The 26,402-nt window shown below is 63.7% G+C and carries 27 protein-coding genes; 15 read left to right on the top strand and 12 right to left on the bottom strand.

Annotated features, from left to right (window positions below):
• The first annotated feature begins 42 nt into the window (after positions 1-42).
• Together ACFMO3_RS07450 and ACFMO3_RS07445 are read left to right on the top strand one after the other, a co-directional pair.
• The gene (locus tag ACFMO3_RS07450) at positions 43-213 is read left to right on the top strand and encodes a hypothetical protein (protein WP_376789790.1); all 171 of its coding nucleotides are present in this window, start codon (positions 43-45) and stop codon (positions 211-213) included.
• Between the two features lie 162 nt (positions 214-375).
• Positions 376-978 carry a hypothetical protein gene (locus tag ACFMO3_RS07445; RefSeq protein ID WP_376789789.1) on the top strand — a complete coding sequence of 201 codons (603 nt, stop codon included), beginning with the start codon at positions 376-378 and terminating at the stop codon, positions 976-978.
• Positions 979-1,018: 40 nt separating this feature from the next.
• Here ACFMO3_RS07445 and ACFMO3_RS07440 read toward each other — a convergent pair whose 3' ends face one another.
• Complete coding sequence (locus tag ACFMO3_RS07440; RefSeq protein WP_376789788.1) at positions 1,019-1,192, bottom strand: hypothetical protein; 174 nt, start codon at positions 1,190-1,192, stop codon at positions 1,019-1,021.
• On the opposite strand from ACFMO3_RS07440, the gene ACFMO3_RS07435 reads away from it, so the two are divergent.
• From ACFMO3_RS07435 to hydA, 5 genes are all read left to right on the top strand, one after another.
• Entirely contained in the window at positions 1,193-1,744 is a 552-nt protein-coding gene (locus ACFMO3_RS07435) for a LamG domain-containing protein (protein WP_376789787.1), read from the top strand.
• A 317-nt stretch (positions 1,745-2,061) separates the two neighbouring features.
• Complete coding sequence (locus ACFMO3_RS07430; protein ID WP_376789786.1) at positions 2,062-3,024, top strand: ribose-phosphate diphosphokinase; 963 nt, start codon at positions 2,062-2,064, stop codon at positions 3,022-3,024.
• Positions 3,025-3,035: 11 nt separating this feature from the next.
• A complete protein-coding gene (locus ACFMO3_RS07425) occupies positions 3,036-4,937 on the top strand; it encodes a glycosyltransferase family 39 protein (RefSeq protein WP_376789785.1) in 1,902 nt (633 codons plus the stop codon).
• Between the two features lie 127 nt (positions 4,938-5,064).
• On the top strand, positions 5,065-5,796 hold the full coding sequence (locus ACFMO3_RS07420; RefSeq protein ID WP_376789784.1) for a DUF554 domain-containing protein: 732 nt from the start codon (positions 5,065-5,067) through the stop codon (positions 5,794-5,796).
• A gap of 103 nt (positions 5,797-5,899) precedes the next feature.
• Positions 5,900-7,285 (top strand): dihydropyrimidinase, encoded by a 1,386-nt coding sequence (hydA, locus tag ACFMO3_RS07415; protein WP_376789783.1) that lies wholly within the window; start codon positions 5,900-5,902, stop codon positions 7,283-7,285.
• Between the two features lie 76 nt (positions 7,286-7,361).
• Here the strand turns inward: hydA and fabF are convergent, their stop codons facing one another.
• Together fabF and efp are read right to left on the bottom strand one after the other, a co-directional pair.
• Positions 7,362-8,609 carry a beta-ketoacyl-ACP synthase II gene (fabF, locus tag ACFMO3_RS07410; protein WP_376789782.1) on the bottom strand — a complete coding sequence of 416 codons (1,248 nt, stop codon included), beginning with the start codon at positions 8,607-8,609 and terminating at the stop codon, positions 7,362-7,364.
• Positions 8,610-8,647: 38 nt separating this feature from the next.
• Positions 8,648-9,208: an elongation factor P gene (efp, locus tag ACFMO3_RS07405; protein WP_376789781.1), complete on the bottom strand. Its 561-nt coding sequence runs from the start codon at positions 9,206-9,208 to the stop codon at positions 8,648-8,650.
• Between the two features lie 135 nt (positions 9,209-9,343).
• On the opposite strand from efp, the gene glp reads away from it, so the two are divergent.
• Entirely contained in the window at positions 9,344-10,573 is a 1,230-nt protein-coding gene (gene glp, locus ACFMO3_RS07400; protein WP_376789780.1) for a gephyrin-like molybdotransferase Glp, read from the top strand.
• 72 nt (positions 10,574-10,645) lie between these two features.
• Here glp and ACFMO3_RS07395 read toward each other — a convergent pair whose 3' ends face one another.
• The gene (locus ACFMO3_RS07395; protein ID WP_376789779.1) at positions 10,646-12,034 is read right to left on the bottom strand and encodes a tryptophanase; all 1,389 of its coding nucleotides are present in this window, start codon (positions 12,032-12,034) and stop codon (positions 10,646-10,648) included.
• A gap of 43 nt (positions 12,035-12,077) precedes the next feature.
• Positions 12,078-12,998, bottom strand: a complete 921-nt coding sequence (locus ACFMO3_RS07390) for a DMT family transporter (RefSeq protein WP_376789778.1) — start codon at positions 12,996-12,998, stop codon at positions 12,078-12,080.
• 204 nt (positions 12,999-13,202) lie between these two features.
• Between ACFMO3_RS07390 and ACFMO3_RS07385 the strand changes: the two genes are divergently transcribed.
• Positions 13,203-13,892 carry an AAA family ATPase gene (locus ACFMO3_RS07385; RefSeq protein ID WP_376789777.1) on the top strand — a complete coding sequence of 230 codons (690 nt, stop codon included), beginning with the start codon at positions 13,203-13,205 and terminating at the stop codon, positions 13,890-13,892.
• An 8-nt stretch (positions 13,893-13,900) separates the two neighbouring features.
• Positions 13,901-14,476: a hypothetical protein gene (locus ACFMO3_RS07380; protein WP_376789776.1), complete on the top strand. Its 576-nt coding sequence runs from the start codon at positions 13,901-13,903 to the stop codon at positions 14,474-14,476.
• Positions 14,477-14,844: 368 nt separating this feature from the next.
• Here ACFMO3_RS07380 and ACFMO3_RS07375 read toward each other — a convergent pair whose 3' ends face one another.
• The 7 genes from ACFMO3_RS07375 to pdxS form a co-directional block, all read right to left on the bottom strand.
• A complete protein-coding gene (locus tag ACFMO3_RS07375) occupies positions 14,845-16,053 on the bottom strand; it encodes a sigma-70 family RNA polymerase sigma factor (RefSeq protein ID WP_376789775.1) in 1,209 nt (402 codons plus the stop codon).
• Positions 16,054-16,243: 190 nt separating this feature from the next.
• On the bottom strand, positions 16,244-16,747 hold the full coding sequence (locus tag ACFMO3_RS07370) for a DUF177 domain-containing protein (RefSeq protein WP_376789774.1): 504 nt from the start codon (positions 16,745-16,747) through the stop codon (positions 16,244-16,246).
• Positions 16,748-17,026: 279 nt separating this feature from the next.
• Positions 17,027-18,136 carry a response regulator gene (locus ACFMO3_RS07365; RefSeq protein ID WP_376789773.1) on the bottom strand — a complete coding sequence of 370 codons (1,110 nt, stop codon included), beginning with the start codon at positions 18,134-18,136 and terminating at the stop codon, positions 17,027-17,029.
• Positions 18,133-18,666: a hypothetical protein gene (locus ACFMO3_RS07360; protein ID WP_376789772.1), complete on the bottom strand. Its 534-nt coding sequence runs from the start codon at positions 18,664-18,666 to the stop codon at positions 18,133-18,135. The genes ACFMO3_RS07365 and ACFMO3_RS07360 overlap by 4 nt, the downstream gene beginning before the upstream one ends.
• Positions 18,667-18,787: 121 nt before the next feature.
• Positions 18,788-19,633: a hypothetical protein gene (locus tag ACFMO3_RS07355; protein WP_376789771.1), complete on the bottom strand. Its 846-nt coding sequence runs from the start codon at positions 19,631-19,633 to the stop codon at positions 18,788-18,790.
• A complete protein-coding gene (gene pdxT, locus ACFMO3_RS07350) occupies positions 19,633-20,223 on the bottom strand; it encodes a pyridoxal 5'-phosphate synthase glutaminase subunit PdxT (RefSeq protein WP_376789770.1) in 591 nt (196 codons plus the stop codon). The genes ACFMO3_RS07355 and pdxT overlap by 1 nt, the downstream gene beginning before the upstream one ends.
• A gap of 80 nt (positions 20,224-20,303) precedes the next feature.
• A complete protein-coding gene (gene pdxS, locus ACFMO3_RS07345; RefSeq protein ID WP_376789769.1) occupies positions 20,304-21,203 on the bottom strand; it encodes a pyridoxal 5'-phosphate synthase lyase subunit PdxS in 900 nt (299 codons plus the stop codon).
• Positions 21,204-21,577: 374 nt separating this feature from the next.
• On the opposite strand from pdxS, the gene ACFMO3_RS07340 reads away from it, so the two are divergent.
• The 5 genes from ACFMO3_RS07340 (at position 21,578) to ACFMO3_RS07320 (ending at position 26,325) form a co-directional block, all read left to right on the top strand.
• Positions 21,578-21,922: an Asp23/Gls24 family envelope stress response protein gene (locus ACFMO3_RS07340; RefSeq protein WP_376789768.1), complete on the top strand. Its 345-nt coding sequence runs from the start codon at positions 21,578-21,580 to the stop codon at positions 21,920-21,922.
• Positions 21,923-21,974: 52 nt separating this feature from the next.
• Positions 21,975-23,642 (top strand): DAK2 domain-containing protein, encoded by a 1,668-nt coding sequence (locus ACFMO3_RS07335; RefSeq protein WP_376789767.1) that lies wholly within the window; start codon positions 21,975-21,977, stop codon positions 23,640-23,642.
• A gap of 137 nt (positions 23,643-23,779) precedes the next feature.
• Positions 23,780-24,616 carry a DegV family protein gene (locus tag ACFMO3_RS07330; RefSeq protein ID WP_376789766.1) on the top strand — a complete coding sequence of 279 codons (837 nt, stop codon included), beginning with the start codon at positions 23,780-23,782 and terminating at the stop codon, positions 24,614-24,616.
• Between the two features lie 32 nt (positions 24,617-24,648).
• Positions 24,649-25,311, top strand: coding sequence for a TIGR01906 family membrane protein (locus ACFMO3_RS07325; RefSeq protein ID WP_376789765.1), 663 nt, complete (start codon positions 24,649-24,651; stop codon positions 25,309-25,311).
• A gap of 69 nt (positions 25,312-25,380) precedes the next feature.
• Positions 25,381-26,325 (top strand): UDP-glucuronic acid decarboxylase family protein, encoded by a 945-nt coding sequence (locus ACFMO3_RS07320; RefSeq protein WP_376789764.1) that lies wholly within the window; start codon positions 25,381-25,383, stop codon positions 26,323-26,325.
• The last annotated feature ends 77 nt before the right edge of the window (positions 26,326-26,402 follow it).

Raw genomic sequence — 26,402 nt, 5'->3', positions numbered from 1 at the left:
TGAATAGGCTGGCATCCCGTTCGATGGGGAGGTCGCCCGCGAATGCCCGGACCGTCATGGCGTTATGGGGACCTGATTCTGGTGGCGGGTTCCGGCCATCCGCAACTGGCCGAGGAAATCGCGGAGTGCCTGGGGGTCCCCTTGCTCCCCCGCGAGATCATCGTTTTCCCAAACGAAAACATCTCCTTCGGGTGCGCTGCCGATCGCATGTAAGATCCCCCGGGCTTCCGACCTCTCATGAGTAGAGCGCCCCGATCGCAGGGCCACACCGGTGGAAGCCGGATCGCCCGGCGGTCTGCGCGCGACGGAGGGATCGGCGCAGCCAGACTCGCGAAAACCGGAGGGGATATCCTATCCCAACTCAAGGAGGAGCCCATGCTCCCCATTCGTTTCTTCCGTCATGGATTGGGATCCTTGCTCGTGGGGCTTCTGGCTGTTGCAGTGGGGGCGGCCTGCCAACCGCCTACCACGCCTACACCCGCGGCCACGCCCACACCTACGCCCAAGGCTACACCTACACCCAGCCCTACGCCTACGCCAACGCGCAGGCCTACGCCAACGCCCAGGCCCGCGCCTACACCCACGGTGTCGCCAACGCCCACCCTGACGGCCCCGGCGGCCTGCACGGCCCCCGCGGCGCCCAACGTCCCCGGCGGCACCCTGGTGGGCCAGGGTTGCGTGGTCCTGAACATACCGGCCATGGGGGTGGCCGAGGTGAACGCCCAGCAGCTCGGCGGCGTCAACATCGCCTGTGCCGGTGCCCGCAGCACTCACGGCTGGCAGGTCTGGTTGCCGCCGGGGGCCAGCGTCACCCTTTACGGGATGCACCAGGGCATCCAGATAGGGAATTGGAGCGGCAACAGCGGCACCGCCGGCGGATATTGCGGTCACATAACGGTGGAGAACCCCAACAACTTCCCGGTGACGGTGCACGTGAGCTGGAAGATGTGGGACTGCACCGCCGGCACCTGCCAGTAGGCCCAGGGGAGACGGCGCCGGCGCTGGCCTCTGGGAGTGGCTAACGCGTCAGCTCACGGTAGAGCTGGGTGATGCGGGAGGGCAGCGCCTCGACGTCGGGCGCCACGGCGTAGCCCACGTCCTGACACATCTGCTTCAGGTAGTCGTGGCCGTAGCGGTCGACGGTCAGGCAGAAGGGCACCACCCCCCGCCGCTTGGCCTCCAGCAGGGCCATATGGGTGTCGTGGATGGCGTCCTCCTTCTCGGTGCGGTCGCGCCCGCAACCGTGATCCTCATAGAAAAGTTGCAGTGGGGGCGGCCTGTGGGCCTACACCTATGTCCGGAAAATGCAGGGGGGCGGGGGGTGTCATCCCCGCCCATCGGAATCCCGGTGAACGACCCGGCATGGACCCCGGGTTACATCATGAGGATCCAACAAGACCCGTCCGGGGGAACGGCGATATTCTTCGCGGTCAAGGATACCGCCAATCGATTCCGGAGCAACTGGGTCTCCATCCCGCCCAACCAATGGGTGCACGTGGCGATGGTGCTCAGGAGGAACCCACTCAACCTGGAGTTCTACGTGAATGGAACCCTGGCGCAAACGGGCGTGGGTTCCTCCATTCTGGGTGACATCAGCAACGGCTTCCCGTTCCTGATCGGTGGTGACGGGGTTGAATCCGGAGAGCTGGTTGTAGACGAAGTCGAGTACTTCAACCGGGCCCTCACACCGCAGGAGATCCAGGCCATCTTCAACGCCGGCTCGGCGGGCAAGTGCAAGAGGTAAGGGCCCACCGGGCAAACGGTCGGGGCAGAGGCCTGAGCAGGACAATCCGTCCTTCCGTGCCGAGGTGGCTTCTGCCCTTCGGCAGGCCGCTTCGCGGCGCCGGTGTTTGACAATGGCCGTCCCCATAGGGGACGCGGTGGACCTCTTTTTCGCAGGGCGCGGGCCGCTGAGGATAGCCCGCGCCCCGCGAAAGCGCCGCCCGATGAAATCCCCCAGCCGAACGAAACCCCTGAATCCCCACCCGTTCTTTTAGATCTCCGGGATTCCGGTTATGATGAATAGGCTGGCATCCCGTTCGATGGGGAGGTCGCCCGCGAATGCCCGGACCGTCATGGCGTTATGGGGACCTGATTCTGGTGGCGGGTTCCGGCCATCCGCAACTGGCCGAGGAAATCGCGGAGTGCCTGGGGGTCCCGTTGCTCCCCCGCGAGATCATCGTCTTCCCAAACGAAAACATCTTCGTCCGCCTGCTCGCCAGCGTCCGCGGGCAGGACGTTTTCGTGATCCAGAGCACGGCCTCGCCGGTGAACTATAACCTGATGGAGCTCTTCATCCTGCTGGACACCATCAAGCGGGCGAATGCGGGCCGCATCACTGCGGTCATTCCCTATCTGGCCTATGCTCGGAGCGACAAGAAAGATCAGCCCCGCGTGCCCATCACCGCGCGCCTGGTGGCGGACTTCATCGCCGTGGCCGGGGCTGACCGCTGGGTGACCATCGACCTGCACGCCAGCCAGATCCAGGGCTTCTTCAGCATCCCGGGCGATGAGCTGACGGCTTTCCACCTCCTCAGCGATTACCTGCTGGAGAAAAACTTCTCCCCGGAGGAAGCGGTGGTGGTGGCCGCCGACCTGGGGTTCGCCAAGAAGGCGCGCAACTACGCCGCCAAGCTCAATCTGCCCATCGCTTTCGTGGAGAAGCGTCGGACCGGGACGCAGACGGAGGCCCTGACGGTGATCGGAGAGGTGGGGGGGAAGAAGGTGATCCTGGTGGACGATGAAGTGGACACGGCGGGATCAGTGAGCGGCGCGGTGCGCGTCCTGAAGGAGCATGGGGCGGAGGAAATCTACCTGTGCTTCACCCATGCGGTTCTCTCCGGCCCCGCGGTGGATCGCCTGCGCACGCTGCCGCTGAAGGAGATCATCTGCACGAACACCATCCCGATCCCCCCCCACAAGCGCCTCCCGAACATGACCGTTCTCTCCATCGGGCCGATGCTCGCCGAGGTGATCCGTCGCATTCATGAGGGCCGCTCCGTCGGCCAGCTGTTCAATGAGTGAGGGAGACGAGCATGGGAGAGGGAGGCCGGGCCCGCCGAGGGAAGGGCTTGGAATGGATCGGGCTGGCCGCGCTGTGGCTGGGGATGGGCCTGCGGTTCTATCGCCTGGAGGCTCAGAGCCTGTGGTATGACGAGGGAACATCCGCCCGTCTGAGCGAAGGTCCTCTCCGCCACATCTTGGAAAGCGCGGCCCAGGATATTCACCCTCCGTTATATTACGTGCTGCTGCACGGATGGGCCGCCCTCGCCGGCCGTTCCGAGTTCTCCCTTCGGGCCTTCTCCGCCCTCACGGGCGTGCTCCTCATCGCGGCCGTCGGGAACTTAACCGCCCGGCTCTTCAGCCGGGAGGCTGGCGGGCTCGCCATGCTCCTGATCGCCCTCCACCCTCTGGCCATCTACTACGCCCAGGAGGTCCGGATGTATACCCTCCTGGGGCTGTGGGCGGCGTTGCATTCCATCTGTTGGCTCGCCTGGCGGCGACGGCCCCGACCGGGCCGCGCCCTGGGGCTTCTTCTGACCGGGGCCATGGGATGGTATACCCACTACGTGTTCCCGGCCATCCCCGCGGCCCATCTTCTGGGCATGCTGATCGACAGAGGGCATGGCGGGTCCCGACGGCTCCTCCGCTGGCTGGGCCTTCAGGCGTGGATCGGACTGGTGGTCCTGCCGTGGGCTCCCGTCGCCTTCACCCAGCTACGCCAATGGCCGGCCCCCGCGCCTGTCCCGCTCGCCGAGGCCCTCCGAGCCATCCTGCGCGCCCTCAGCGCTGGGATCACCCTTCCCCCCGAAGTCCCCTTGGCGATCGTCGCGCTGCCGCTGATCGGGGTCAGCCTGGGACTCCTACGGGGTATCGTGGACCGCGCGGTCTTTTCGCAATCTAAGCCGAGGGGATCCTGGATCGCCCTCATGCTGATGGCGAGCCCGATCGGGCTGGTGCTGGGGCGAGGAGCCTATCGGGAGGCGAACCTCAAGTTTTTCATGGCCGCCCTTCCGGCTTTCATCGCCCTGTGGGCGGCCGGCCTCGAGCTGATCCGGCGGCTGCTCAGGCAGCGCGGAGGCCGGTGGGGAGAGCGGCTCGGCCTCGCCCTCGCGCTGGGCCTGATGCTCGGCCCGCTGGGGATCAGCATGGGGGCGCTCTATTTCGATCCCCGCTTCTCCCGGGATGATTACCGGGGGCTGGCCCGGATGCTGGCCGCCGTGATCCGACCCGGGGATGGGATCCTGCTATATGCTCCCGGACAGGTCGATGTGTTCACTTACTACTGGCCGGACGCCCCCTTACTCCCTGCCCCGTTGCGGCGTCCGCCCCCGCTGGAGGAGATCCAGGAAACCCTGGCCCCGGCGCTGCGTGAGCGGGACCGGCTTTTTGTGCTCTGGTATGGGGAACGGGAGGCGGATCCGGAAGGCCGGGTCGAAACGTGGTTGGACGCCCACGCCTTCCGGGCGGAGGAGCGTTGGGTCGGCCGCATCCGCTTCGCGGTTTACGGCTTGGGGGAACCGGACCCGCATCCAGCGCCTGGGGTTCAGTTTGGAGAAGCCATTCAGGTAGATGGGTATGGGATAACCCCTTCCCCCCTACGCCCTGGGGATGTGCTACGAGTGATGATCCGATGGCGAGTTCGGGCTCCGGTTTCCATAGCTTATAAAGTCTTCGTGCATGTACAGGGCCCGGATGGCCGTCCGGTCGCCCAGACGGATCGGGAGCCCCTGGGATGGCATCGCCCGACCACCACCTGGCGCCCGGGCGAGGTCCTGGAGGATCGTTACGGCGTGTGGCTGCCGCCGACGCTGGCCCCTGGACGCTATCCAGTGCTCATCGGTTTCTACACGCCGGATGGGCAGCACCTACCGGTGTTTCGCCACGGTCAGCGGGTTGGGGAGGCATGGGAAATCGGGATTATCGAAGTTCAATAGGCATGATCCCGATGGCCTTCAGGCCGTGGGGGGGAATAGAGAGAGGGATCCGCCCTTCTCAGCCTTCGCACCTGCCGGTATCCTGAATATATTCGTTGTTCATACTCCAACGGGAGGGAACCCGCCGATGGTGGGAACGCTCATCAACGTCGCGACCGTGGTGGTGGGCAGCAGTGCGGGGATGCTGGTAGGCAGCCGTCTTCCCGAGCGCATCCGCCAGACCGTGTTGCATGGCCTGGGCCTGATGACCCTGGTCATCGGGATGAGCATGGCCCTTCAAACGCAGAATCCGCTCCGGATGCTGGCGGCGTTGCTCCTCGGCGGGATCATCGGAGAGGGGCTGCGCTTGGAGGAGCGCCTTCAGGCCCTGGGGCGCTGGCTGGAGCTCCGGGTCTCCGGGAACAGCGGGGAGGGCAGCGCCTTCGTGAAGGGCTTCGTCACCGCCAGCCTGGTCTTCTGTGTCGGCCCCATGACCATCCTCGGCTCCATCCAGGACGGCCTGACCGGCAATTACACCCTCCTGGCGATCAAGGCTACCCTGGATGGCTTCGCCTCCCTGGCCTTCAGCGCCTCCCTGGGCATGGGGGTGATGTTCGCCGCTCTGACCGTGCTGATCTATCAGGGATCCCTGACCCTGGGGGCAGGGCTGGTGAAGGCGCTCCTTACCGAGACGATGATCACCGAGATGACCGCTGTCGGCGGGGCGATGATCCTGGGGATCGGGCTGCTGTTGCTGGACATCCAGCGCATACGCGTGGCCAGCTTTCTGCCCGGGCTGCTGATCGCCCCGCTCCTCGTCGCGCTGACCCCCACGGTGAACGCGCTCCTGACTCGGCTGGGGATCCCTCTGACTCCGTAAGGTGGATCTTATCGGAGGCTTCTGGAGGGAGGAGCCGGATTCCAGAGCGTGGGGGTTTCTGGGAGAGATCGAGCGGGATGCTTTCCATTCAGGAGAGGAACCGATGCTCATCCGGAACGGAACGCTGGTAACCGCCGATGGGATGCTGCGAGCGGACCTTCGCGTGGAAGGGGAGCAGATCGCCGCCATCGGGGATCTTCTCCCTTATCCCGGAGAGCCCGTGGTGGATGCCGCGGGATGCATGGTCCTTCCGGGCCTCGTGGATCCCCACGTCCATATCGCCTTGGACACCGGGATCTACCGCACCGACGACGACTGGTTCATCGGAACCCGGGCGGCGGCCTTTGGGGGGGTGACCACGGTGGTGGATTTCGCCACCCAATTCCGCGGGCAAACCTTTGAAGAAGCCCTGGCGTCCCGCCTGGAAGAGGCTCGCGGGAAAGCGGTGGTGGATTACGCGCTCCATATGATGGTGACCGATCTCCCCCCAGGGAAGGAGGGGGAGCTGGGGAAGCTGGTCGCTCAGGGCGTGGCCGGCATCAAGCTTTACACCACGTATCGTCCGAACTACTACGCGGATGATGCGACCCTTCTACGCCTGATGCGGGCCGCCGGCGCCCTGGGGCTCATCACGATGGTCCACTGCGAAAACGATGCGATGGTGACGGAAGCCATCGAGCGTCTGCAGGCCGAGGGCCAGACCAGTCTGCGGGAACATGGTCGCTCCCGGCCGCCCTTCGCGGAGATCGAGGCGGTACACCGGGTTCTTTTCCTGGCCGCCGAGGCCCACGCCCCCGTCTATATTGTCCACTGCTCCACTGCCCGCGCGGTCGACCTGGTCCATGAGGCTGCTCAGGGGGGCCAGCCGGCTTTCGCCGAAACCTGCCCCCAGTATCTCCTCCTGGATGAAACCGTTTACGGAGGGCTGCATCCCGAGTGGTATATCCTCCAGCCTCCCCTGCGACCGGCCGCTGAGCGAGCCGGGCTGTGGGAGCAGCTCCACCGGGGATGGATCGCCGCCATCGGGACCGACCACTGCGATTATGCGCTCCACCAGAAGACCGCCACGGGGTCCTTTCTCACCACCCCGGGGGGGTTGCCCGGGCTGGAGACCATGCTGCCGCTTCTGTATACCTTCGGCATCCTGGAGGGCCGAATCGGATGGCCGGACCTGGTGCGCCTGTGCGCGACCAACCCGGCGAGGCTCTTCGGGCTGTATCCCCACAAGGGGACGCTGCAACCCGGATCGGATGCGGACCTCGTCCTTTACGATCCGGAGCCCGAGGAGATCCTCACTGCCGCCCATCTGCATTACATCGCGGGTTACACGCCCTATGAGGGCTGGCGGGTTCGAGGGCGCGTGCGTACGGTGATGGTCCGCGGCCAGATCGTGGTGGAGGATGGCGTCTTTCGGGGAACTCCGGGATGGGGACGCTTTGTTCCCGCCGAAACGTTCTCCCCCCAGATGGCCCGTTCGGCTCTGGGCTGACCCGCCCGAACGATGGGGGACCCGTCGATCTCTGGGGCCGTTTGGTGCGGTGGGGCGCGCTCCCCCTCGGTAGGGATTACGGCCCCTCCCAGCGCCGGATCACCAGCACGCTGTTGTGCCCACCGAAGCCAAAGGCGTTGGTCATCGCGATGCGAACCTCCTTCCGCCGGGCAACGTTGGGCACATAGTCCAGGTCGCACTCCGGATCCGGGTTTTGCAGGTTGATCGTGGGCGGGATGATCCCCTCGCGGATGGCCATCACGCAGAAGATCACCTCCAACGCGCCGGTGGCCCCGATCATATGGCCTGTCATGGACTTGGTGGCGCTAACCGGGATCTCATAAGCTCGTTCGCCAAACACTGTTTTGATGGCCATCGTCTCCGTCTTGTCATTGAGCGGGGTCCCGGTTCCGTGGGCGTTGATATAATCCACCTCCTCCGGGCGGATCCCGGCTTTGCGAAGGGCCTTGGCCATTGCTCGCGCCGCCCCAGCCCCGTTCTCATCCGGAGCGATGGGATGATAGGCATCCGAGGTTGCCCCGTAGCCAATCATTTCCGCCAGCGGCTCCGCGCCACGGGATAGAGCGAACTCCAGATCCTCCAGCACCAGGATCGCCGCTCCCTCCCCCATCACCGTCCCATCCCGATCTTTATCGAACGGCCGGCAGGCCCCCGCGGGGTCATCGTTGCGGCGGGACATGGCGCCGATGCGGTCGAAGGCCGCGATGCCGATGTAGGTGATGCTGGCCTCGGCGCCCCCTGCGATGCACACTCGGCAATCCCCGCTGCGAATCAACTCGTAGGCAATGCCGATGGCGTCGGCCCCCGCCGCGCATGCGGAGACCGTGGCGAAGTTCGGGCCCCGCGCGCCCAGCTCAATCGCGATCTGGGCAGATGCCCCATCCGTGATCACCATGGGGATCACAAAGGGGTGGAGCAGACGGGGGCTCTTGTGAAGCGCCGTCTCCACCCCATCGGCGAAGCTCTGAGCTCCGCCGATGGCGGAGCCGATGATCACCCCCACCTCGTCGGCGATGGAGTCAGTGATCCGCAGGTTCGCCTGACGCACGGCCTCTTGCGTGGCGGCCACCGCAAACTGCTCAAAGCGATCCCGCCGTCGCGCCTCCCGGGCCTCCATGTAGTTCAGGGGATCGAACCCCTTCACCTCGGCGGCGATACGCACATTCAAGGAGGAAGCATCGAAAAGGGTGATCGGCCCCACGCCGGAGCGGCCGGCAATGGCGTTGGCCCAGCTGGTCGGTACATCCAGGCCCAGCGGGGTAATGGCCCCCATACCGGTGATCACAACCCGACGTGACGGCATCGAAACCTCCTGGCTGGAAAGTCCGGCAGACATCTCCCTCAACCGACACGGGTCACATACTCCCCGGTCCGTGTGTCCACGCGGATGATGTCTCCCTCGTTGACGAAGAGGGGAACCCGGAGCCGGTAACCGGTTTCCACCACCACCCACTTATCCGCTCCGGAGGCCGTATCGCCTTTCACCCCCGGCTCCGCCTCCACCACTTGCAGGTCCACCGTCACCGGCAGCTCCACCCCCAGGGGCTCGCCTTCGTATTCCCGCAGGATCAGCGTGATCCCCTCTTTCAGGAAGTTCACCGCCTCCCCCAGCCGCTCGGACGGGACCGGGATCTGCTCATAGGTGCGGGTATCCATCATGTAGTAAAGATCGCCGTCCCGATATAGGAACTGGACCTCCCGGTTTTCCACCCGGATATCCTGCACCCGATCCCCAGAGAGGAACGTCTTATCGATGATGGCTCCCGTGCGCAGGTTGCGCAGTTTGGTCCGGATGAAGGCGTTTCCCCGACCGGGTTTATGATGCTGATATTCCAAGACCTCGTAGATCTGCCCGTCCAGGATAAACGTGGTTCCCTTTCGCAGATCGTTCACATCGATCATCGGTCCGTCCTCCCGAACATCACGGGGTTTGTGGATGTCCGGTGAGCCTGGGCCCTTCCCGTGGCCCCATGGACTTCCAGCCCGAGGGGCATTATAAAAAAGAGGGGGAAGCCCGTCAATGGGAGGTGGAGTCCGATGCCGGAATTCTTCACCGTGCTGCCACCGGAGAAGGCACTGGAGCGGCTGCGGGGCTATCTTTCCCCCCTCCCCCCGGAGCCAGTGCCGCTGGCCAAGGCCCTGGGGCGGGTCCTGGCGCAACCGATCTTCGCCCCGGAGCCGCTTCCCGCCTTCCCCCGCAGCACGGTGGATGGGTATGCCGTGCGGGCGGCGGATACCTTCGGCGCCACGGAAAGCCTCCCGGCTTACCTTCGTCTCGTCGGCGAAGTCCCCATGGGCCGGTCCCCCGGACTGTCCATTGGCCCTGGCGAGGCCGCCCTGATCCACACCGGCGGGATGCTCCCGGAAGGGGCAGATGCCGTGGTGATGCTGGAGCGAACCCAGCGACTGGATGCGGAGACCATTGAGGTGCTGCGGCCGGTCGCCCCGGGGGAGAACGTGATCGGGATCGGTGAGGACATCCCCGCCGGAGCGCTTGCCTTCCCGGCCCACCATCGCCTTCGCCCCCAGGATCTGGGGGCCCTGGCCGCCCTGGGCGTCATGGAAGTCTCCGTGGCGCGGGCGCCCCGGGTGGCCATCCTCGGCAGTGGGGACGAGATCGTTCCCCCAGAGCAAACGCCTCGGCCCGGGCAGGTTCGCGATATCAATACGTTCTCCCTGATCGGCCTGATCCATCAGCACGGCGGAGAGCCGATCCCTTGGGGGATCGCGCCGGATCGTCTGGAGATCCTGGAACAGATGGCCCGGGAAGCCTTCGAAGCGGCGGATGTGCTCGTGTTCACCGCAGGCAGTTCCGTCAGCACCCGGGATCTCACGGCGGCCGTGATCGAGCGCCTGGGTTCCCCAGGGATCCTGGCCCACGGGCTGGCGATCCGCCCTGGGAAACCCACCCTGGTCGCCTTCTGCCGCGGAAAGCCAGTTCTGGGGCTGCCGGGCAATCCCGTCTCCGCCTTCATCGTCGCTCGGATGCTCCTGGTCCCCCTGCTTTACTTCCTCCAGGGCCTGGAGCCGCCGGCCCCTTCCCTTCAATCCGCCCGCCTGACCCACAACATCCCCTCTGCGCCGGGGCGCATCGACTGGGTGCCCGTTCGGCTGATCCACCGCGAGGGAACATGGTGGGCGGACCCGTTGCTCGGGAAAAGCAATATGATCTTCACCCTGGCTCGTTCCGACGGCCTGGTGATGGTTCCCTTGGATCTCAACGGCCTGCAAGCCGGGGATACCGTAGAGGTCTGGCGATGGGAATAGGCTCCGCAAGGATGGCGCGGTCCCCCCTTCCGGGCTTTCACCCGGTGGCCTCCCTCCCTGGGCGAATAGGGCTCAATCCAGCTCTCCCAGCGGCTCGAACCAGGCGGTGAAGTGACGCAGGAGCTTCGACGCCCGAAGGATGCGGAACCCCTTGATGCGCTCCCGCTGGGCGTAGACCTGGGCGCACACCTCTACTACGTAATCCAGATGGCTCTGGGTGTAAACCCGTCGGGGGATCGCCAGCCGCACCAGCTCCAGACGAGGGGAAAGCACCTGCCCTGTCCGAGGGTCTTCCTGGGCCAGCATCACGCTACCGATCTCCACACCCCGGATCCCCCCTTCCAGATAAAGATACACGGCAAGGGCATGGCCCGGGTATTCCGAGGGAGGGATGTGGGGGAGAAAGCGGCTGGCATCCAGATACACCGCGTGTCCTCCCGGGGGCACCACAATGGGGATCCCGGCCTGCTGGAGGGATTCCGCCAAATAGCGCACCTGAGCAATGCGGTAGGCCAGGTAATCCTCATCCAGCGCCTCCCTCAAACCTACCGCGATGGCCTCCAGATCCCTCCCGGCCAGCCCGCCATAGGTCGGGAATCCCTCCCGGAGCACCAGCTGGGCACATAACGCTTCATAGAGTTCGGGGTCCTTCAACGCGATGAACCCCCCGATGTTGGCCAGCCCATCCTTCTTGGCGCTCATCAGACAGCCATCCGCGTATCCGAAGAGCTCCCGGGCGATCTCCTGCACCGGCCGGTCGGCGTAGCCTGGCTCGCGCAACTTGATGAGGTAGACGTTCTCCGCATAGCGGGCCACATCTAGGTAGAGCGGCTTCCCATACCGGTGGGCTATGGCCGCCACAGTGCGGACGTTCTCCATAGAGACCGGATGTCCGCCCACCGTGTTGTTGGTCAGCGTCAGCATCACAAAGGGAATGTTTCCCGGCCCGACCTGTTCGAAGAACGCCTCCAGCTTGGCCGGATCCATGTTCCCTTTGAAAGGGTGCTCCAGAGTAGGATCATAGGCCTCATCGATAACCAGATCGACCGGGTCAGCGGGGCGGGCCAGGAGGTTCGCCCGGGTGGTATCGAAGTGATTGTTGCTGGGGACCCGCTGGCCGGGCTGCACGGTCACGGCGAAGAAGATATGTTCTGCCGCGCGGCCCTGATGCACGGGCACCACGTAAGGATAGCCCGTGATCTCCTGGACCGCCTCCTGGAATCGGTAGAAACTCCGAGCCCCCGCGTAGGATTCATCCCCCTGCATCATTGCCCCCCACTGGCGGTCGCTCATCGCCCCCGTCCCCGAATCCGTCAGCAGATCGATGAAGACATCCTCGGCCCGCAGGCGAAAGAGGTTGTAGCCCGCCTCCTGAAGGCGTCGCCGACGATCCTCTCGCGAGAGCTGCCGCAACGGCTCCACCACCTTGATCCGAAAGGGTTCCGGCGGATGGATCGGCATGGAAAGCTCCTCCGGATGGGTTCAGGAGTTCCTCGCCTGACGCTCAGCGCGCTCTTTCCTCGGATACGATCGCAATCCCGGTGAGAATCAATCCGCCCCCCAGGATCTTCACCCACGTCGGCGCTTCCCGCAGGATCACATAGGCCAGGATCGTTGAACCGATGGGCTCCCCCAGGGTAGTCACGGTGACCACCGCCGTCGGCAGATAACGGAGGGCCCAGTTGAAGGAGGAGTGCCCGATCAGCTGGGGGAAGACCGCCACCAGGGTCATCCAGAGGTAGGTCTGAGGCGAATAACCCAGGATGGGGAGCTGGAACCCGGCTACGATCAGCAGGCAGACCACCGCGGCAAACCCATAGACGAAGCCGATATACACCGGGAGAGAGAACCGGCTGCGCACCCGACGGCCGATCATAAAATAGCCCGCCACCATGATCGCCCCGATGAGGGCCAGGAGGTTGCCGACCATGGGGAGGCGGCCGCCTCCCTCCAGCGTGCAGCGCAGCGGCGGCCACGAACACGCGTCGCTGAAGCCCACCACCGTGCTCCCCGTTAGGGCAATGAGAATCCCCAGGACAACCCGCGAAGGGATGGTTTCGCGCAGGAAAACCGGCGCGGCGATGGCAACGAAAACCGGCGAGAGGGAAACCAGCACCACCGAGCTGGCCACGGTGGTGTATTCCAGGGAGGTGATCCAGGTGACGAAATGCAGGGCCAGGAAGACCCCGGACAGCATCATCCAGAGGAGATCCCGGCGGGTCACCTGCGCCAGCTCATGGCGATACCGCAGAAAGGCCAGCGGGAGGATCAGCAAGGTGGCCAGGGTCAGACGATAGGCGGCGATGGCCAGGGAAGAGGCTTCCCGCTGGGCGAAACGAATGAAAATCGAAGACGTCGAAACGGCCAGAAGGCCGACGAAGAGAACCAGGTAAGGAGGAACGGGAGGTTTTTCCAGGTTGCGCACGCTGTCGGCCTCCAGTGGAAGCTTCCTGAGTCTGCGCATGAAGTCCGATTTCGGTATAATTCGATTGAACGCTTCTGACAAATCGCCTGAGCAGCGCGCCGGGATCTCTTCCCCACCCCCGGATCATCACTAGCCCGTAAGGAGAGCGACCCCGAGCGGAGTTCCATGGGGATGGAAGAGCAGAGGATTCCGGAGACAGGCCAGATGAACGAAGAGGGCCTGGATCGCACGCTACGGCGGAACGGAAGTCTGGGAATTCCCTCTCCTTATCCCCTCCCTCGGGGGGAAGCGGAGGCGATGGCCAGGCGGGCCGCCCAGGCGCTGGAGATCCGCCCCATCCCCACGCCCCACCCCCGGCTGATCCTGATGGTCGGTCTGCCTGGGACCGGGAAATCCACCTTGGCCCGCCGGCTGGCCGCCCTGCTTCCGGCCCCCATCGTGGAGTCCGACCGGGTGCGACGGATCCTGTTCAAGTGGCCTCGACATACCCTGAACGAAAGCCGGCGCGTTCATCAGGTTTGCCGAGTGCTCATGGAGCAGCTCCTCCGCCAGGGCTCCTCGGTGATCTTCGACGCCACCAACCTGATCGAGGCCCACCGCGCCCTGATCTATCAGATCGCGGACCGCCTCCAGGTTCCCCTGGTGATCCTCTTCGTCACCGCCCCTCCCGAAGTGGTGCGCGATCGCCTGGAGGAGCGCGTCCGTCAGCGTCATCCGGAAGATGCCAGCGAGGCCACTTGGTCGGTTTACGAACGGATGCGACGCCATATGGAGCCCATCGGTCGGCCCTATCTCGAGGTGGATACCTCCCAGGATCTGGACACCCTGCTCCCCCAACTGGTGAGGGCCATCTATCAGGGGGCCTACCCGGGTGCGGGGACTCCTCATTCATAACGGGAGGGATGATGAAACTGGAGGATGAACTGACGTTCGTGCGGGAAGGGGTGGCAGCCCTGGAGGATTATCTGGCCTCGGACATGGTTTACTGGCCCCTTCGCCCCTTCTCCACCATCTTTCCATCGCTCAGCATCGGCGGCCTGCTGGAGAGCCTGCGGCGGCTGGAGGCGCTCCAGAGCCGTCTTCCAGCACAGGCCCGCGCGGAACTGGAGGCCCTGAAAACCCATCTGGAGCGGGTGCGAGAGGTCCATCCGGCCCGCTACCGGCAGAAGCTGGAGCGGGAGCTCAGCAGCCGCCTGGACGCCTGGGCATGGTATCTGGAGGATTATGAGAGACATCCGGAGGAGGTCGCTCCGAGCTATCCAGCACAGGCACATATTCGCTTAAAGATCGAGCTTCTGCTGGAAGAGGGGGAGCGCCTCGGATTCGATATGGAGAGCATTCGAAACCGCGTGCGGACGCTGGACCAGACGCTGCGACGAAACTGGGAGCCTGGTCCATTTCTATGGGAGGAGGCGCTACAAGAGGTTTTCCCGCGCGATCGCTTCTGGTGGCTCTACGGCCGACCCCGAGGGGGATGAAAAGCCTGGAGGGCAATCGCCTTGCCGTTGACATTTGAGCTCATCCTGTGCATGATCGAGCCATCTTGGGCGCGAGCCCATCATCGAACTTCCCTTCCATGCCGCCTGCGCCCACCGGATGCGCCATCCCACAGAAAGGAGGTGATGCGACATGGACGAAAAACGTCGGACAGACCTGAAAGAGGCGGGCCGTCGCATCACCTCCGGTGAACGCTGATCGGCGACGGCCCGCCGGGAGAGGCCGCTTCCCCTCTGGAAGCGGCCTCTTCATTCAATTGGGAAGCCCAACGGCAAGGTCCAGATAAAAACCGGACCGGCCACCCTGCGCGGCCGGTCCGGTTTCTGAAATCCATCTCGGGGAAGCCTTTTCAGGTCAGGAACTCCCGCAATTGGCGGCTCCGACGAGGGTGACGCAGCCGGCGTAGAGCCCGCCCCTCGATCTGCCGGATACGTTCCCGCGTCAGCCCGAATTTCTTCCCCACCTCCTCCAGGGTGTAGCACCGCCCGTCCACCAGGCCAAACCGCAGCCGAAGGATCCGGGCCTCGCGAGGGCTGAGAGTCGAGAGGATCTCCTCAATCTTCTCCCGGAGCAGGTTCTCATAAGTGATCTGGTTCGGAGAGGGAGAGGATTCATCCTCAATGAAGTAGCCCAGCTCGTCCTCCTCATCCTCCCCCACCGGGTTTTCCAAGCTCAAGGGCTGCCAGGAAACCCGGAACATCCACTCCACCTTCCGCGGATCCACCCCCAGCTCGGCCGCGATCTCCTCCGCAGTCGGCTTGCGGCCCAGGCTCTGCTCCAGCTCATGGGCCACCCGATACAGCTTGCGGATCCGATCGCTCATGTGAACTGGAACGCGGATTGTGCGGCTCTGATCCGCGATCGCCCGGGTGATGGTCTGGCGGATCCACCAGGTGGCATACGTGCTGAAGCGGTAACCCCGCCGGTAATCGAACTTCTCCACCGCCTTCATCAGCCCCAGGTTCCCCTCCTGGATCAGGTCCAGGAACGGAACCCCGCGGCCCATGTATTTCTTGGCGATGCTAACCACCAGACGGGTATTGGCTTTAATAAGATGTTCCCGGGCCTTGCGGCCTTCCTCCACCAGCCGCTCCAGCCGGGCCCGCTGTTGAGGGGAAAGCCGACGGGCTTCCCGGAGCCGGCGGGCGGCCTGCTGGCCTCGGAACACCTGCCGGGCCAGCCGCACCTCCTCCTCACTGGTCAGCAGGGGAACGCGGGCCATCTCCTTCAGGTAGAGCCCTACCGTGTCATCCACGTCGATGTCGGCCAGGTCGTCATCTTCCCCCAGGACCACATCGCTGGTCTCGAAATGTTCCTCCGCCTCCTCTTCGTCCTCCTCCTCGATCTCGCGAAGGAACCGCTCCTCCTCCTCGATGTTGATCCGGGTGTCGTCGTAGAGCTCGATGCCCGCCTCCTGCAACCACAGGCAGATCTCATCCAGTTCCTCGGGGGATTCCTCCGCCTCCGGATAGATCTCCAGAATATCTGTAACCGCCAGGTAACCCTGCCGCTCCGCCAGAGAAAGAAGCTCTCCTAGGACCTCATCAAAGCTCGCCATCGTCGCTCCTCTCCGATCAGGTTCAGCCACCTTCCCGGGATCCCCGGATCGGGCTTTCATTACGTCTCCTCACAGACAGCAGCCGGATGGTTGCTTTCCCCCATGGATCCCGGTTGCCGAGGATCCTCGACCCCCGGTCCCCGGCCATCGGGGCAACCACCCGGGCCACCTTCTGCCATCCACCGCCCGATCATTCGGATCGGCGAAACACCTGCAGGGCGGCCCATCGAGGATCCGGCTCGCGGACACAGCCGCAATCCCCCTCATTCAGATTCTGGCCGCACTCCGGGCACAGCCCCCGGCAATCCGGATGGCAGAGAACCCGCAACGGCGTGTTCAGCAGGATATGCTCCCGCAACGGCGCAGTCAGAAAGAGATACCCATCATCCGTTACCGCATAAAATGTCTCCCCGGGGATATCCACCGGGGATAGAAAAAAGGCCTCCTCAAACTCAAAGGTCAGGGGGAAGGCGACCGGTTCCAGACAACGGGCGCACGAAGCATGGATCTGCGTGGAGATCGTCCCAGAGGCCAGAAGCCGGCGATCGGAACGGACCAGCTCAATCTCCCCCCGAAGATAATCCACTTCTACCCCGTAGCCCAAATCTCCCGGTCCTTCCTCCAGGGATAGCACCATCCGGCTCCCTATCGGCGCGCCCACCAACGCGCCCACTCGATAGCGTAACATCTTCATAGAGCCCTCCGGGATAGGCCGCTGAATCCCACGGCCGGATCCAGGTTGGGGCCGTTCGGGAAAACCTACTGGAAGAATTATAGCACGCAGGGGATCTCGCCGTCAAGCGAAAAGTTGGAATTTATTCAACACAGGATAGATCCAGCGGAGGGACCGGCACCCTCCGAATCCGCCCACCAAATCATAGCCCCGATTCACCTTAAATAAGAGTTCCATTTTTGGGTGTTATGGTTTTTATGTAGCATTTTAAATCGATATTGAGGAACGGATCAACCGGCATTAACCCCCGGTTAGACGCCCGCTGGATTGCACTCGTCCGGCCAGGCGGTGGGCGGCCGTGGCCAGGGGGCCATTCGGATGGCTGAGGATGAGGGGAGTGCCCTGGACCAGGGCCACGGCCTGATTGGGATCGAAGGGCACGGTGAGGATGGGCGCCCGGCCCAGCGCCCGCTCAATCGTTGGGGTGCTCAATGGGCTGGGCCCCGCAGCATGGTTCACAACGATATGGATCCGCTCCATCGGTATCCCCGCCGTTTGGAGGGCCCGCAAAGTCATCACCGTAGTTTGCAGAGCGCCCACCTCGGGGCTCATCACCAGGAATATCGGATCCGCTTGTTGACAGAAGGCCAGGCCCAGAGGCACCAGCGTGGAAGGCCCATCAATGACCACAAAGCGAAACCGCTCGCGCAGGAAATCCAGGGTCAAACCCACCCAGGATTCCTCTAGCGCCTCCGTGACCGGCATCAGAGGAGCGGGGAACAGACTGAGCCCTGTGGGATGGGATATCAAATGCGCTTCCAGATCCCCTTTCGAGCACCCATCCCGCCACCAATCCAGCCAGGAGATCCGGGGAGCGATCCGGAGATGAAGCCCGGCATGGCCGGAGCTCAAGCTGGCGTCCCACAGCACCACGGAACCGTTGCGAGCCAGGGCCAGCGCGGTGTTCACCGCCAGCGTGGTGGTCCCGGTTCCTCCCCGGAGCCCCAGGAAGAGCACCACCGAACCCTGGCCGCTCCCTCGCTGGCGTCGGTTCAGCACCTCCTGGATCCGATCCAGGAGCTCCTTTTGAGAGACCGGCTTGGCCAGGTAAGCATCCGCCTGGGCGGCGAGGGCCGCCTCCCGATCCACCGGCTGCGCCCGGGCGGTGAGGACCAGGATCGGCGTGTCGCTGACCAGCGGATCGTTTCGGATGGCTTGGAGGACCTGGAAGCCGTCGATCTCCGGCATCATCAAATCCAGGATCACCAGATCCGGCCGAAGCTGGCGGGTTTTTTCGATCCCATCCCCACCATCGGCGCTGGTGAACACCTCGAACCCTGTTCGTTCCAGCATCCGGCGGACCATCTGCAGGAGCTCGATATCATCATCAATCACTAGGACGCGGGTCATCCCTGAGCTACCTCTCCGATGAGCGAAAGCAATTCAATGAAATCTCGATTTACAAAAATCAGCTCGCCGGCGAAATCCATCCCGGGCCGATCACTCCGCACCGCTCTTGCGTTCATGATCGGGATGAAGCGCTCTACATTGGTCACCAGAAGGGCATGGAGATCCGGTCGGCCCGCGAATTCGATGGTTCCCTCAATCTCAAACCTGGGTATAGTGGCGAACACGCCATACGTTTTGCGAGAGCCGTATGCAGGGGAAACAGCCTTCAGGGCCATCTCAATCCCCACATTCACAATTGCCATCGCAATATGGTTTTTGCTGAGGATCGCCGTTCCGAAGCTTTTGAGAATACGGGCTGGTTCGTCCAGGCGGGAGAGGAACACGGTCTCCAGAGGAACAAAAGAGGTGCGCACATCGTTTAGAACATCTCCCAGAACCCGGCCTCTCAACACCATCTGGGCCGAGATTCGATGTGTAGGGGTCAGGAAATCGACAGTAATGGTGCCCGTTCGAACTCCGGGTTGGGTCATGGGGATCCCCTTCCCCTTTCGATCGCCGGGAAAACCGACCACCTCATTCCCGAGGAAACAGCTCTACGCATTCGGATGGCTGGGCGAAAGGCGAGGGAAGCGTGTCTTCCATCGCCTTCTCTTATCCGGAGCCCACGGCCCGCTCCTGAATCGGCGAACGCGCCATATGATGGAGAAAATAGAACGCCAAGGAGGCGGAGGCCATCGTTTCCTGCTCCTTCGCGGATGGCAGCCGAAGGGGAACCGCGATCCAGCGCACCATCCGCCACAGGGTGAAGGCGGGATGGAATCCCAGCATCCGTAAAACCCCAGTCAACTCCGGAGTCTCCTGGCGGACCTGCACATAAACCGGATGTCGCCAGCGGATGCCCAGATCCGCAAGGGTTTGCGCCAGTCCCGGGAGCGGATCTTCCGACGTGCTCCGGATTTCCTCCACCCAGGCTCCCTTCGCCCCTCGATAAAGCGCCCACGACGAAGCATGGAATGGAGACTCACAACCGGCCAGCGCTTGGAAGGCCCGCTCTACCACCCGAGCCGGTCCGGCCCACACCGCGTAACGGCGGGTTCGCTCGAAGCCCAGGCGCTGCAGAAGGGCCGGCCGCAATTCATCCAGCGCCACCTCCGCCACCAGACGCCGGATCCCATGCGCAGCCGCCCATTCAACAATAGCCTGAAGGAGGAACTCCCATTCGACTGTGGACTCCAGATCCAGGGTCGCCGGCGCAGGCGCCATAAACAGCAGGCGTCCTTCCTCCCCGCGGCGCCGATAGTTCAACTGGAGGAAATACGATCCCGAGGGATCCGAAAGCGTCCGCACCGGCGCCAGATCCGGGAAGAATAGGGAAAGGGTGGCGGCCTCAATCGGATGGAAGCGATCCACCCGCACCGCCCGCTCGTCCAGATATAAACCTGCGTGGGCGGCCGCCAGGAAACGCGGGCCATCCCTTATCCGCAAGGATCGGATCATCAGCGGGAAGCCTGTCGGACGATTTCCAAGAAATACTGATGGAACCGGGTGTCGTCCGTCAGCTCGGGGTGGAAAGCGGTGGCCAGCAGATGTCCCTGCTGAGCCGCCACAACCGTTCCATCGCCCAGCCGGGCCAGGACCTCCACCCCGGGTCCTACGGCTTCGATCAGCGGGGCCCGAATGAAGATCGCATGGAAAGGCCGGAGATCCCCCACCCGGGCCAGGGCCGGGATTTCCAGATCGACCTCGAAGCTGTCGATCTGGCGGCCGAAGGCATTCCGCCGCACCCGGACATCCATCAGACCCAGGGTGGGCTGGGGGCGGCCCACGTCCCGGGCCAGAAAAATCATGCCGGCGCAGGTGCCCCAGATCGGCATGCCGGCCTCCGCCATGCGGTGGAGCAGTTCCGTCAGGCCATAGCGCTCCGCGAGGGCGCCGATCGTGGTGCTTTCCCCCCCGGGGATGATCAGACCATCCACTCCCTCCAGATGCCGAGGGAGGCGGACATCCACCGTCTCCACGCCCAGACGACGAAGCATCTGATGATGTTCCAGGTAATCCCCCTGCAATCCCAGCACCCCGATCCTCACCGCACACCTCCCTTAGGGAGCTGATCCGCAACAAACAATCGGGTTTCGTTCTCCCAGATCCCGCGAAATCCCCGAGAATTTCACCACCCACGCAGCGCGAGGCGCTGCGCCTCGGTCAACTGCCGGACGTCGATGCCATACATCGGCTCGCCCAAGCTGCGGCTGACCATCGCCAGGATCTCCGGCTCCTGCCAGTAGGTTACGGCCTCCACGATCGCCCGGGCCCGCTTATACGGATTCTCGCTCTTGAAGATCCCACTTCCCACGAACACCCCATCCATCCCCAACCACATCATCAGCGCCGCATCCGCCGGGGTGGCGATCCCCCCCGCGGCGAAGAGGACCACCGGCAGGCGCCCGAGGCGCCGGGTTTCCAGGACCAGCTCATAGGGAGCGCCGATCTCCTTGGCGTAGGCCACCAGTTCCTCCTCTCCCATCCCTTGGATCCGCCGGATGGCGCCCATGATCGCCCGCGCATGGCGAACGGCTTCAACCACGTTCCCGGTTCCAGCCTCCCCTTTCGAGCGGATCATCGACGCCCCTTCGGCGATCCGGCGCAGGGCCTCCCCGAGATCCCGCGCCCCGCACACGAAAGGAACCTTAAATTCCCATTTGTTGATGTGATATTGTTCATCAGCAGGGGTCAGAACCTCCGACTCATCGATGAAATCCACACCGAGGGCTTCCAGGATCCTGGCCTCCATATAGTGGCCGATCCGGCACTTGGCCATCACTGGGATCGTCACCGCCTCCATGATCTCCAGGATCTTCTCGGGGTCCGCCATCCGGGCCACGCCACCGTGCGCCCGGATATCCGCAGGAACCCGTTCGAGGGCCATCACGGCCACTGCGCCGGCTTCCTCAGCGATCTGGGCCTGCTCCGCATTGGTGACATCCATGATCACGCCGCCCTTCAGCATCTGGGCAAGCCCCCGCTTCACCGTTACGGTCCCATAGACGTGCCGAGCTTCTCCCGTCATCGTGGACCTCCCTCCAGAGAAAGAAAAATCTCCGCCGGCGGAGCATCAGGTCATCCCACCGGCTGTCCTTTGCGCTCACCCGCTCTCGCCCGCTCCAGACGGCATCCTGTATCTATTTTAATGCAACTCGCTGCCCGATCTGCGGAGAACAAACATAAGAAGCCCAGCGAGTTGCCTTCGGTGACCGGCCCAGCTCCCCAGGCCTCTCAGGGGAAAATCCACATCGGTTAAGATAGTAGGAGAATCCTGTTGGACAGCCGTGGGGCCTGCCCGGTCCACCCGGCTCAGGGGTTATGAAAGCAAGAGAGGAATCGTTATCAGGTTTGTAGCCAAATAAGCCTGCATCAGCCAGGTTTTTAAGGAGACTGGAAGGCATGAAAGAACAGAACGAACTGGGGCGGATCGAAGTGCTGCCTGCGGCGATCGCCACCCTGATCGCACGGGCCCTGGCCCAATGCTATGGAGTGGTCGGCCTGGCTTCGCACCGCATGACCGACGTGGTCGTGAACTTCTTCGCGCCAGACGCCCGACGAAGCGTCGAGATCCGAGAGCGGCCGGATGGCCTGGTGATCGATGTCTATTTGATCCTGGCCTATGGGGTCCGATTGGTCGCCGTCGCCCGCAGCGTGCAACATGCCATTAAATATCAGGTGGAGAAAACCACAGGCCTGCCGGTGGCGGAGGTGAACGTTCATATTCAAGGCCTGCAACCCCAGTGATGAAGCGTTCCTTATGGAAAGAGGGACATCCTTCGCTTCTCAGGAGGAGGCCGTGCAACCGGAAGGGTCTTCTTCCTCGCGACCAGCCCTTCAAGCCATCGATGGGCCCACGTTTAAAGCGATGATCCGGGCTGGATTGCTTTGGCTTCGCCGTCACTATGAGCTGGTGAACGCCCTAAACGTGTTCCCGGTCCCGGATGGCGATACCGGAACCAATATGCTGCTGACAATGGAGGCGGCCTGGCAGGAGATCGCCCCCGTGACAGACGCTGAGGTGGGTGTGCTGCTTCAGCGGATAGCCCGGGGAGCATTGATGGGCGCTCGGGGGAACTCCGGTGTGATCCTCTCTCAGATCTGGCGGGGGATGGCCCAGGCGATTGACCATCGCCCGACGATCACCGCGGAAGATCTCGCCCTCGCCCTTCAGGAGGCCACCCGCACGGCTTACCGCGGGGTAATGAAACCCGTTGAGGGAACGATCCTGACCGTGATCCGGGAAGCCAGCGAGGCGGCCACCCATGCCGTCCAACGCGGCGGGGATCTGCTCGACGTGATGGAACAGGTGGTGCGCCGGGCCCATGAGGCGGTGCAACGCACGCCCGACCTGCTCCCCATCCTCAAAGCAGCCAGGGTGGTGGATTCGGGCGGACAGGGCCTGTATCTGATCCTGGAAGGGATGCTTCGCTGTCTGAAGGGAGAGCCCATCGAGGAGGCTCCGAGGATTGCTCCCTCCCTCGCCGGCGCTCAGGCGACCGAGGCCCTGGAGCCCGGATCCGAGGGCTATGGCTACGATGTCCAGTTCATCCTGGTGGGCCCCCACCTGGATGTGGACCAGATCCGTCGCGACCTGGAGGCGATGGGTGATAGCGTCCTGGTCGTGGGCGATGCGAACACCGTAAAGGTGCACCTGCATGTCCATGATCCCGGGCAGCCGCTGAGCTACGCTATCCGCTGGGGCAGTTTACGCGATGTAGTGGTAGAAGATATGCAGGCTCAGTATCAACGATTTATCCAGGAGCGGGCCCGAGGGATAGAGAGTCCCCCCTCTCCCCTGCAACCCGGCCAGGCAGCTACGATCGCCGTGGTCCCCAGTGAGGGATGGGCCCGGATCTTCACCAGCCTGGGGGCCAGCGCGACCCTTCGCGGCGGGCAGACCATGAACCCCAGCGCCCAGCAATTCGTGGAGCTCATGCAAACGCTGCCCGCGGATCAGATCATCGTGCTGCCCAACCATCCCCATGTGATGTTGACGGCCCGACAGGCCGCCGAGCTGGTTCCGGATAAACGCGTGGAGATCCTCCCGACCCGCACTCTCCCTCAGGGCGTGGCCGCCATGGTCGCCTATCGCGCCGAGGCAGATCTGGAAAGCAATCTGCAGGCGATGAAGGAGGCGCTGCGGCTGGTGCGGAGCGGGCAGATCACCCGGGCCACGCGGGATGTGGAGCTGGAAGGCGTGTTGGCCTGTCAGGGACAATGGATCGGGCTGGTGGAGGATCATCTGGTGGCCGCAGGGGATGATCTGGAGGAAGTCATCCAGAGGACCCTGGAGGCGATGGATACTTCCTCGGCCGAATTGCTCACTCTGTATGTGGGGGCAGAAGCAGATCCCTCCCAAACGGTCCAACTGGTTGAGAAACTCCGTTCTCGCTATCCCCAGCTGCAGATCGAGGTGGTGGAGACTGGACAGCCCTACTATCCTTTCATTCTGAGCGCGGAGTAGGAGCCCGCCGGGCTCACGGACGGTGTTGGGGGGAGAGGGATGGGCGGAGCATTGGCCTGCCCCAGGCTAGGGGAGGCTCTGAAGGTGGAGCGAGGCGTTTTCCGTGCTCATCATTGCCAGCGGAGGGAACTTCATCCATGCCCATCCGGGTGCTTGTGGATAGCGCGGCCATGCTGAGCGCAACGGACCTGCCAAATGACATACTGGTCTGGATCCCGCTGACCATTCGGGTGGATCATCAAACCTTCCGGGAGGGGATCGATGAGATCCCTCCCGAGCTCTGGCCGCCTGCGGATCGAACGAAGGCGTTCACCATCGAGCCGCCGACGGAAGAGGAGCTCCGGGCGCTTTACACCCGGCTGGCCCCCAGCACCTCGGCCATCGTGGCTGTTCTGCATTCCGGCCGGCTCTCTCCGCTGGTCGCCCGGGCACGGGCTGCGGCTTCCGTCGTGCTGGGGCGGTGCCCAGTTCACGTCATTGATACCCAAACGATGGGGATCGCCCAGGGCTGGATCGCGGAAACGGCCCTTCGCCTGCTCGCTCAGGGCCAGCCGGTTCACGAGATCGTTCGACAGCTACGAGGGATGCTCTCACGCCTCTACGCTGTTTTTGTGACGGAGAGCCTGGAAGCCCTGGAGCGCAATCGTTTGTTAAGCAAAACCCAGCGCATCCTAGGAACGATGTTGGGGATCCGACCGTTCCTGATGATGGAGGATGGCGCCCTGCTCCCACTGGAGAAAGCCCGCTCCACCGAGAAGGCGCTGGAAAAGCTGATCGAATTCGCAGCCGAGTTCTCCCAGGCGGAACGGGTGGGAGTCCTGTACGGGCCGGCTCGGTCCCCCCAGGAGGCCCATGCCTTCGCTCAGCGCTTGCAGGAAGCGATGCAGGCTCGCGAGCTCGTCGTCCGCCCTTACGGCCCTTCCCTGGCGGCATGGGTCGGCTTTGATGGGCTGGGAGTTATGATTAAAGAATGAAGTGTAAACCCATTCCGATAAGGAGCGCATGGATGCTATCTCGCGTGCTCTCCGCTCTGATCGTCCTCTCGCTACCGGCTGTGTTGCTCCTGCTGAACGTCCGGCTGTTGATGAGCGACTGGTTCATTCGCCTGGAATATGGGCGGCCGGATTTCCCGCCGGATTTCTACGGGATGAGCCCGGAGGAGCGGCTGGAACTCGCCCTGACCGGGCTTCGCTCAGTGACCCAGCCGCCTGGGGCCAGCATCCTGCGGGAGATCCGATTCGCCGATGGGCGGCCAGCCTTCAACGAGCGGGAGATCCGGCACATGCAGGATGTGTATGTTCTCCAGAGGTCCGCCTTCCGGGTAGGCCTGATCCTGGCCCTGGCGCTCATCGGGGCTTGGGCGTGTCTCTGGTTCTCCCCCGCCACCCGCCCGCTGGCCTGGCAGAGCCTGGGCTGGGGAGGACTCCTCACCCTGGGGCTGGTCCTGGGCATCCTGTTGGGCTTTCTGCTGAGCTTCGATGCCGCCTTCACCCTGTTCCACCGGGTGTTCTTCGAAGGAGACACATGGCTTTTCCTGCCCACGGATACGCTGATCCGCCTGTATCCGGAGAAATTCTGGTTTGACGCCGCCGTGGGGATCGGCGGGCTCACCTTGCTGGAAGCCATCGCGCTGATCCTCCTCACGCACTGGAGGCTTTCCCTCCGTTAATCAGCAGGATTTATGCCGTTGAGCCCAGGCCGCAGGTTCTCAAATCCCGAGCTTTAGGTGAACCGCTCCATGCGCATCCTGATCACCGGCGCCGCCGGCTTTATTGGTTCCCATCTCTGCGATCGCTTCCTCGCGGATGGCCATGAAGTGATCGGCGTGGATAATTTCCTGACCGGAACGGCCGATAACATCGCCCATCTGATCGGGCACCCACGCTTTCGCTTCATCCGCCATGACGTGACCCACTTCCTTTATGTCGAGGGACCGCTGGATGCGGTGCTGCACTTTGCATCGCCGGCCAGCCCGGTGGACTATCTGAAATACCCCATCCAGACCCTGAAAGTCGGCGCGCTGGGGACTTATAACACCCTGGGCCTTGCGCGGGTCAAGGGGGCCCGCTATATGCTGGCTTCCACCAGTGAGGTCTATGGGGATCCCCAGGTTCATCCGCAGCCGGAAACCTACTGGGGCTATGTGAACCCTATCGGGCCGCGAGGAGCCTATGATGAGGCCAAACGGTTCGCCGAGGCCATGGTGATGGCTTATCATCGGGTTCACGGCGTGGATACCCGCATCGTTCGCATTTTCAATACCTACGGTCCCCGCATGCGGCTGGACGATGGACGGGTGGTGCCGAATTTCATCGGCCAGGCCTTGCGAAGGGAGCCGCTGACGGTCTACGGGGACGGCTCGCAAACGCGCAGCTTCTGTTATATCGATGACCTGGTGGAGGGGATTGTGCGGCTTCTCGAGATGGAAGAGCACGAGCCGGTGAACCTGGGGAACCCGGAGGAGGTCAGCATCCTCATCGTTGCGGAGCTCATCAACCGTCTGACCGGGAACCCCGCCGGAATCCGTATCCTGCCGGATCGACGGATCCCAGGGGATCCCCAGCGCCGCTGCCCAGACATCACGAAAGCCCGCCAGCGCCTCGGATGGAGCCCGCGGATTCCCCTGGAGGAAGGGCTGCGACGGACGATTCAGTGGTTTGAGGAACGGCTGAAGAGGCGATAAGCCTCTCTATTCCTCTCCCCGAGATTCGGCCAGGTAGCGAGGAGGAGCGAGGCGGCTTATCCATCACCCCGGATCCG

Source organism: Thermoflexus sp. (assembly GCF_042408815.1).
GTDB lineage: Bacteria > Chloroflexota > Anaerolineae > Thermoflexales > Thermoflexaceae > Thermoflexus.
The sequence above is the reverse complement of the archived record's forward strand: the minus strand, read 5'-3'. Positions and strand labels throughout refer to the sequence as shown.

What these genes read in the sequence shown, in the direction of transcription:
- ACFMO3_RS07440 (WP_376789788.1), bottom strand. Translation starts at nt 1,192, where the DNA reads ATGGCCCTGCTGGAGGCCAAGCGGCGGGGGGTGGTGCCCTTCTGCCTG.
- hydA (WP_376789783.1), top strand. Translation starts at nt 5,900, where the DNA reads ATGCTCATCCGGAACGGAACGCTGGTAACCGCCGATGGGATGCTGCGA.
- ACFMO3_RS07360 (WP_376789772.1), bottom strand. Translation starts at nt 18,666, where the DNA reads ATGACCCAACCCGGAGTTCGAACGGGCACCATTACTGTCGATTTCCTG.
- pdxS (WP_376789769.1), bottom strand. Translation starts at nt 21,203, where the DNA reads ATGACGGGAGAAGCTCGGCACGTCTATGGGACCGTAACGGTGAAGCGG.
- ACFMO3_RS07430 (WP_376789786.1), top strand. Translation starts at nt 2,062, where the DNA reads ATGCCCGGACCGTCATGGCGTTATGGGGACCTGATTCTGGTGGCGGGT.
- ACFMO3_RS07445 (WP_376789789.1), top strand. Translation starts at nt 376, where the DNA reads ATGCTCCCCATTCGTTTCTTCCGTCATGGATTGGGATCCTTGCTCGTG.
- ACFMO3_RS07425 (WP_376789785.1), top strand. Translation starts at nt 3,036, where the DNA reads ATGGGAGAGGGAGGCCGGGCCCGCCGAGGGAAGGGCTTGGAATGGATC.
- ACFMO3_RS07330 (WP_376789766.1), top strand. Translation starts at nt 23,780, where the DNA reads ATGCCCATCCGGGTGCTTGTGGATAGCGCGGCCATGCTGAGCGCAACG.
- ACFMO3_RS07365 (WP_376789773.1), bottom strand. Translation starts at nt 18,136, where the DNA reads ATGACCCGCGTCCTAGTGATTGATGATGATATCGAGCTCCTGCAGATG.
- ACFMO3_RS07385 (WP_376789777.1), top strand. Translation starts at nt 13,203, where the DNA reads ATGAACGAAGAGGGCCTGGATCGCACGCTACGGCGGAACGGAAGTCTG.
- ACFMO3_RS07320 (WP_376789764.1), top strand. Translation starts at nt 25,381, where the DNA reads ATGCGCATCCTGATCACCGGCGCCGCCGGCTTTATTGGTTCCCATCTC.
- ACFMO3_RS07370 (WP_376789774.1), bottom strand. Translation starts at nt 16,747, where the DNA reads ATGAAGATGTTACGCTATCGAGTGGGCGCGTTGGTGGGCGCGCCGATA.
- ACFMO3_RS07380 (WP_376789776.1), top strand. Translation starts at nt 13,901, where the DNA reads ATGATGAAACTGGAGGATGAACTGACGTTCGTGCGGGAAGGGGTGGCA.
- ACFMO3_RS07325 (WP_376789765.1), top strand. Translation starts at nt 24,649, where the DNA reads ATGCTATCTCGCGTGCTCTCCGCTCTGATCGTCCTCTCGCTACCGGCT.
- ACFMO3_RS07340 (WP_376789768.1), top strand. Translation starts at nt 21,578, where the DNA reads ATGAAAGAACAGAACGAACTGGGGCGGATCGAAGTGCTGCCTGCGGCG.
- ACFMO3_RS07435 (WP_376789787.1), top strand. Translation starts at nt 1,193, where the DNA reads ATGGGTGTCGTGGATGGCGTCCTCCTTCTCGGTGCGGTCGCGCCCGCA.
- ACFMO3_RS07420 (WP_376789784.1), top strand. Translation starts at nt 5,065, where the DNA reads ATGGTGGGAACGCTCATCAACGTCGCGACCGTGGTGGTGGGCAGCAGT.
- ACFMO3_RS07395 (WP_376789779.1), bottom strand. Translation starts at nt 12,034, where the DNA reads ATGCCGATCCATCCGCCGGAACCCTTTCGGATCAAGGTGGTGGAGCCG.
- glp (WP_376789780.1), top strand. Translation starts at nt 9,344, where the DNA reads ATGCCGGAATTCTTCACCGTGCTGCCACCGGAGAAGGCACTGGAGCGG.
- fabF (WP_376789782.1), bottom strand. Translation starts at nt 8,609, where the DNA reads ATGCCGTCACGTCGGGTTGTGATCACCGGTATGGGGGCCATTACCCCG.
- ACFMO3_RS07355 (WP_376789771.1), bottom strand. Translation starts at nt 19,633, where the DNA reads ATGATCCGATCCTTGCGGATAAGGGATGGCCCGCGTTTCCTGGCGGCC.
- ACFMO3_RS07375 (WP_376789775.1), bottom strand. Translation starts at nt 16,053, where the DNA reads ATGGCGAGCTTTGATGAGGTCCTAGGAGAGCTTCTTTCTCTGGCGGAG.
- ACFMO3_RS07450 (WP_376789790.1), top strand. Translation starts at nt 43, where the DNA reads ATGCCCGGACCGTCATGGCGTTATGGGGACCTGATTCTGGTGGCGGGT.
- efp (WP_376789781.1), bottom strand. Translation starts at nt 9,208, where the DNA reads ATGATCGATGTGAACGATCTGCGAAAGGGAACCACGTTTATCCTGGAC.